The following is a 6184-nucleotide window of genomic DNA, read 5'->3' as shown; positions in this document are numbered from 1 at the left end:
GGCGGCGGGCGAGGCGGCCGGGCAGGCGGGGGAGCGCGAGGCGACGGGGGACCGCGGGGAGGCGGGTGCGGGCGGCGGTGGGCATCGCGGCACCTCGTCTCCTGGGCTTCCCTCCCGACGAGCCTGACCGCACCGGGCGCCCGGTGCGAGCCCGCCGCGCCGGACGGGTGAGGCGGGGGCCCGGCCCCGGTCCCGGGCCGTCAGCTCCGGGGCCAGGGGCGGCCCTCCAGGCGCTCGATGTCCCGGTTGAAGCGCTCCAGGAAGTCCGCGAAACGGGTCACGTCCTCGGGCGACCAGTGCTCCATGATCCGCTGGAGGCCGCCGATGTTGTACGAGCGGTCGGCCGCCAGGCGGCGCTCGCCCTCCTCCGTGATGCGGAACTTGCGGGCGATGCCGCCGTCCGGATCCGGGATGCGCTCCACGACCCCGGCCCTCAGCATGGCCGCGGTCTGCCGGTTGAGGGTGGAGGTGTCGAGCCCGAAGGCGTCGGTGAGCTGCCCGATGGACATCGGCCCGTGCATCCGGATCCGGGTGAGGAGCACGTACGCGCTGCGGTCGAGTCCGCCGCCGCCGACCCGGGCGCGCGGCGCGTGGAGGTGCGAGTGCCGGCTGAGCAGCATCGTCTCGAACTCGACGCGGTCGGTGGCCTTCTCCACCGGCCCGTCCGGGGGCGTCTCCACGGGGTGGTCCACGGGCTTGTCCATGGGCGTCATTCTCTCCTGCCGCGAGGGATGTGCATCATGCACGGCTTGTGCGTCATGCAATTAATGTGCATGATGCACAAGCCTCGCCTCCGTGGCACCAGGAGAGACCCGTGGACCGCGCCCAGACCGACGAGACACGCCCCGGGGGCGTCGTCGGCGTCCTCGCCCCCCGCACCGCCTGAGCCCCGGCACGCCGACCCGGCGGCGGTACGGGTACGCGGCCGCCGGCCCCGTACCCGTACCGCTCACCCCGTCCCGTCCGCCTCCAGCGTGAACAGCGCCCCGTCCGGATCCCGCACCACCACCCGGCGCTCGTCGCCCCCGGTCTCCGGCTCCCTCGCCCCGCCCCACTCGCCGCCCGGCACCACCGCCCCGCCGTGCTCCCCCACCGCCGCCACCGAGGCCGCCAGATCCGGCACCCGGAACCGCACCAGCCACCGCGGCCGCAGCTGCGGACGGGACGAGGCCGCCTCCACCGGACCGCTGTCGAGCCGGGCCACCGCCACCCCGTCGCGGCGCAGCACCACCCGGTCCTCCTCGTACGAGGTGTCGCAGCAGCCCGGTAGGTCCTCCGCCCAGCGCAGCACCCCGGCGTAGAACACCGCCGCGTCGAACGCGTCCCGGGTGTGCAGCTCCACCCACGCCGGGGCGCCCCGCTCGCCCACCTGCCAGCGCGACACCAGCCGCCCCTCCCACACCGCGAACGCGGCCCCGTCCCGGTCCGTGGCCAGCGCCGCCCGCCCCTGCGGCGGGTACGCCACCGGGCCCACGCCCACCGTGCCGCCCCGCTCCCTGATCCGCGCCACCGCCGCGTCCGCGTCCTCCACCGCGAAGAACACCGTCCAGGCCACCGGCACCGCCAGCTCCGCCGCCAGCGCGGCGATCCCCGCGACCGGTACCCCGTCCCGCTCGCCCACCGCGTACGCCGAACCCGCCTCGAGATCGCCCTTGCGGAACGTCCAGCCCAGCACCGCGCCGTAGAACCGCTGCGCCGCGTCCAGATCCCGCGCCGCCAGACTCAGCCAGCACGGCGCGCCCAGCGCCTGTGCCGTCGTCGGCTCCGCCACCGGACCACCTCCTTGACCCAGCGCCCGCCGGCCGGACGCCACCCCGCGCGCCTTCCCCGGCGGACCGCCCCGCACACCCCCCTTCACCCGGCCGGCGGCGCACCGGACCCGGGCGGGACGTCAGGCCGCCGGGGGCGCGGACAGGGCCACCGTGAGGTGGTGGTGCAGCAGGCCGAGAGCGGGCCGGTCCGCCGGCTGGAGCGGGGCGACCAGCTTCCAGTACCGGGCCATCACCCCCGTGTCCTCGCGGCCCAGCAGCTCCACCAGGCGCCGCCGGAAGACCGCCGAGTCCGCCTCCCCGAGCGCCAGCGCGTACGCCCCGGCGAAACAGTCCACGGCCTCCGCGCCGCCGGGCGCCCGCCCCGCCCGCACCTCCGCCGCCGCCAGGCCGTACGCCTCCGCCAGCCCCTCGTACAGCACCGCCGGCCGGTACCGCTCCCCCCGCAGCGGCGGCGCCGGCGCCCGCTCCGGCCGGGGGTCCGACACCAGCGCGCGCAGCAGGGCGAAGGCCCGCACCTCACCCGGCGACGGCTCGTCCGGCGGCACCGGGACGACCTCCTCCAGAACCCGCGCCACCAGCGGGGCCGGCAGCCGCACCGGCAGCGACCGCCGCCAGAACCGGACCACCGCGTCCGTGTCCGGCGGCAGTGCCGCCGCACCCAACAGCGGCAGCAGCTCGGCCCGCTCCGCGCCGTCGCACTCCGCGAGCAGCCGCAGCGACGCCTCCCGCCACGCCAGCGCCGCCCGCTCCCGCGCCACGCCCCGCAGCTCCCCGGCGACCACGTCCGCCAGCCGGCCCTCGTCCTCCAGCGCCCGCGCCACCTCGGGCACGCCGAGACCCAGGGCCCGCAGCGACCGGATCTCCCGCAGCCGGGCCAGCGCCCCGGGGCCGTACCGCCGGTGCCCGCCGCCGCTGCGCCCGGCCTCCGGAAGCAGTCCCCGGTCCGAGTAGTACCGCACGGTCTTCACCGTCACCCCGGCCCGCCCGGCCAGCTCGCCGATGCTCCACGTCCCGTCCGCGTCCGCCACCCCGCACCTCCCGCGGCCGACCCTAGCCGCCCCCGCGCGGGGTGGAATCTCCCCCAGGGGGAGTTCCTAGCCTGCCGGGGACCGCAGCGGGAGACGAGTACGAGGAGGCGGCGATGACGACGTTCGTTCTGGTGGGAGGCGCGTTCACCGGCGGGTGGCTGTGGGAACGGGTCGCGGAGCGGCTGCGGGCAGCCGGGGCCGCGGCCCGCCCGGTGACCCTGGACGGCGCACCCGACGCCGGACTCGGCACGCACGTGCGGGAGTTGACGGAGCTCGTCGACCGGCTCGACGACCCGGAGCTCGTCCTCGTCGGGCACGACTACGGCATCCACCCCGTGCTCGCCGCCGCCGACCGGCGGCCGGACCGGGTCGCCCGGGTGGTGTACGTCGCCGCCGGGCTGCCCTCGGACGGCGACCCGGCGCTGCTCCTCGTCCGCGACGAGACCGTCCGGGCCCGGCTCGGCCACGACACCGCGCCGCTCCCGGCGCCCCGGGGGGAGGAGTGGGCGCGCTGGGGCAGCCTCGACGGGCTCTCCGGCGACGACCTCGCCCTCCTCGACCGGCGGGCGGTGCCGCAGCCCGCCGGCACCCTCACCGAACCCCTGCGGCTCGGCGGCGCCGTGGACCGGGTGCCCGCCGCCGCGGTGATGTGCACGGCCGACGGGCCGGGCGTCGACGTCGTCGAGATGCTCGTCCGGACGGGACCGCCGCACCTGAGGAAACTGGCCGGTCCCTGCTACGCCTTCTTCGAACTCCCCGCCGGACACTGGCCGATGCTCACGCACCCTGCCGAACTCGCCGACCTGCTGGTGCGGGCGGCCGTCGGGGAGGGGCGGCGGCTGACCCTGGACGACGATCAACCCTCTTACGAGCAGGTGGAGTTCCTGCTGGAGACGCGGGAGTTCCCGTACGAGCGGCACGGCCGCCTCGACGTCTACCCGCCCGACGGGGAGGACCGCAGGCCCGCCGTTCTGCTCGTGCACGGCGGCCCCGTCGACGCCGACCGCACCCCCACCCCGCGCGACATGCCCTTCTACCGCGGCTACGCCCGCCACCTGGCCGGACTCGGCGTCGTCGGCGCCACCGTCGACCACCGGCTGTACGCCCTGACCGACTACGCCCGCGCCGCCGACGACCTGGCCGAGGCGGTCGAACGGCTCCGCGCCCACCCCCGGACCGACCCGGACCGGATCGCGCTCTGGATCTTCTCCGGCGGCGGCCTCCTCGCCGCGGACTGGCTGGCGGCGCCGCCGCCGTGGCTGCGCTGCCTCGCCCTCTCCTACCCCGTCCTCGCCGCGCCGCCCGGCTGGGAGACGGTCGAGACCCGCTTCCGCCCGGTGGCGGCGCTCGCGGGCGCCGGCCCGCTGCCGGTGGTCCTCGTCCGCGCCGGACGCGAGCACCCCGCGTTCGCGGCGACGGTGGAGGAGTTCCTCGCCGCGGCCGGGAAGCACGGGGCGGACGTCGAGATCGTCGACGTGCCGGAGGGGCGGCACGGCTTCGAGGCGTTGGACCGCACGGACGCGTCGCGGGACGCCGTGGTCCGGGCGGTCCGGGCCGTGCTCGACCGGGTGACGGGGAGGGGATGACCGGACGGAGGCTCTCAGGCCCGGCCCGTCACCCGGGCCGGGTCCCAGCCCCTTCGCGGCACCGAGTCCAACAGCAGCCGTGTGTAGGGGTGTTCGGGGGAGCCGAGGACCCGGTCCACCGGGCCGTACTCCACCACCTGCCCCGACCTGAGGACGAGCACGTCGTCCGCGACGTGCCGGACCACCGCCAGGTCGTGGGTGACGAAGAGGTAGCCGATGCCGGCCTCGCGGCGGATCTCCCGGAGCAGGTCGAGGATCTGCGCCTGGATCGACACGTCGAGCGCGGCGACCGCCTCGTCGAGGACCAGCACCCGGGGCTCGGCCGCCAGCGCCCGGGCGATCGCCACCCGCTGCCGCTGCCCGCCGGAGAGCCCGCGCGGCAGGGCGGCGGCCTCGCGGGCGCCGAGCCCGACCCGGTCGAGGAGGTCGGCCACCCGGGCCTGCCGCCCGGCCGCGTCCAGTGCCGTGTGCAGCCGCAGCACCTCGTCCAGGCAGCCGCTCACCGGGATCCGCGGGTCCAGCGACAGATACGGGTCCTGGAAGACCATCTGGATCTGCCGGGCCCGCGCCAGCCGTTCCGCGCGACCCCGGGGGCGGGCGGAGCGGTCCCGGCCGTCGAGCCGGACCGTGCCGCCGTCCGGGCGCTCCAGACCCACCAGCATCCGGACCGTGGTCGTCTTGCCGCTGCCGGACTCGCCGACGATCGCCAGCGAGCCCCCGGCCGGCAGGGTGAACGACACCCCGTCGACCGCGAGATGGTCGCCGTACCGCTTCCGCAGCCCGTCGACGACGAGGCCCTTCTCCACCACGGTCGTCACAGCGCGATCCCTTCGTCGGCGCGGTGGCACGCGGCGAAACCCTCGCCGTGCCGTGCCGGTTCGGGCTTCTCCTCCGTGCAGCGCGCCACCGCGTGCGCGCACCGCGCGGCGAAGGCGCAGCCCGGCGGCGCCTCGGCGAGCGAGACCGGGCGGCCCGGGATCGGGCGGGGCGCGGGCGCGCCGGACTCGATCCGCGGGGTGCAGCGGAGCAGGCCGGCGGTGTACGGGTGCCGGGGCCGGTCGAACAGCTCGTCGGTGGACCGGTGCTCCACGATCCGGCCCGCGTACATCACGTACACCCGGTCGCAGATCGCGGCGGCCAGCTCCAGGTCGTGGGTGACGAAGAGCATGCCGGTGCCGCGCTCGGCCCGCAGCCCGGCCAGGATCGAGAGGACCTCGGCCTGGGTGGTGACGTCGAGGGCGGTGGTCGGCTCGTCGGCGACGAGCAGCGCCGGTTCGGCGGCGAGTGCGGCGGCGATGACGACCCGCTGGAGCATGCCGCCGGAGAACTGGTGCGGGTGGCGGCGCAGCGCCCCGCGCGGGTCGCGGATGCCGACCGCGGCGAGGAGTTCCTCGGCGCGCGCGGTGGCCCGGGCGGCCGGGGTGCCGGAGGCCCGGAGGCCCTCGGTGAGGAAGTCGCCGACCCGGCGCAGCGGGTTGACGGAGGCGCGCGGGTCCTGGAAGACCATGGCGACCTCTCGGGCCCGCAGCGCGGCGAGCCGCGCCCGGTCCATGGTGAGGACGTCCGCGCCGCCGACCCGGACCTCGCCGGCGGTGCGGGCGCCCTTGGGGAGGAGGCCGAGGACGCTGCGGCAGGCGACGGACTTGCCGGAGCCGGACTCGCCGACCAGGCCGACGGTCTCCCCGGGCCGTACGGTCAGGCTGACGCCGTCGAGGATCGGCCGGGCGGCACGGTCGCCGGGGAGCCGCAGCTCCAGGCCGTCGATCTCCAGGACGGGAGGGGGTGTGGAGTGGTTCAT

The 6184-nt window shown here is 77.2% G+C and carries 6 protein-coding genes; 1 reads left to right on the top strand and 5 read right to left on the bottom strand.

The genetic code is table 11. The features are described 5' to 3' along the window. Nucleotides 1–200: 200 nt before the first annotated feature. The 3 genes from IF73_RS0125595 to IF73_RS0125585 all read right to left on the bottom strand — a co-directional run bounded on the left by IF73_RS0125595 (nt 201) and on the right by IF73_RS0125585 (nt 2800). Nucleotides 201–620 carry a MarR family winged helix-turn-helix transcriptional regulator gene (locus IF73_RS0125595; protein ID WP_420706584.1) on the bottom strand — a complete coding sequence of 140 codons (420 nt, stop codon included), beginning with the start codon at nt 618–620 and terminating at the stop codon, nt 201–203. A 329-nt stretch (nt 621–949) separates the two neighbouring features. Then, nucleotides 950–1771: a VOC family protein gene (locus IF73_RS0125590; protein ID WP_234338336.1), complete on the bottom strand. Its 822-nt coding sequence runs from the start codon at nt 1769–1771 to the stop codon at nt 950–952. A 120-nt stretch (nt 1772–1891) separates the two neighbouring features. Then, complete coding sequence (locus tag IF73_RS0125585) at nt 1892–2800, bottom strand: MerR family transcriptional regulator (protein ID WP_037880432.1); 909 nt, start codon at nt 2798–2800, stop codon at nt 1892–1894. 113 nt (nt 2801–2913) lie between these two features. On the opposite strand from IF73_RS0125585, the gene IF73_RS0125580 reads away from it, so the two are divergent. Then, entirely contained in the window at nt 2914–4386 is a 1473-nt protein-coding gene (locus IF73_RS0125580) for a dienelactone hydrolase family protein (protein ID WP_031012064.1), read from the top strand. A 14-nt stretch (nt 4387–4400) separates the two neighbouring features. On the opposite strand, the gene IF73_RS0125575 is transcribed toward IF73_RS0125580, so the two are convergent. Together IF73_RS0125575 and IF73_RS0125570 are read right to left on the bottom strand one after the other, a co-directional pair. Further along, nucleotides 4401–5195, bottom strand: a complete 795-nt coding sequence (locus IF73_RS0125575; protein ID WP_051717301.1) for an ABC transporter ATP-binding protein — start codon at nt 5193–5195, stop codon at nt 4401–4403. A gap of 5 nt (nt 5196–5200) precedes the next feature. Then, a complete protein-coding gene (locus IF73_RS0125570) occupies nt 5201–6184 on the bottom strand; it encodes an ABC transporter ATP-binding protein (protein WP_031012060.1) in 984 nt (327 codons plus the stop codon).

It is taken from the genome of Streptomyces sp. NRRL F-5727, from assembly GCF_000719555.1.
Taxonomy (GTDB): domain Bacteria; phylum Actinomycetota; class Actinomycetes; order Streptomycetales; family Streptomycetaceae; genus Streptomyces.
Note: the sequence above shows the minus strand (reverse complement) of the source record. Positions and strands in the feature narration are given on the sequence as shown.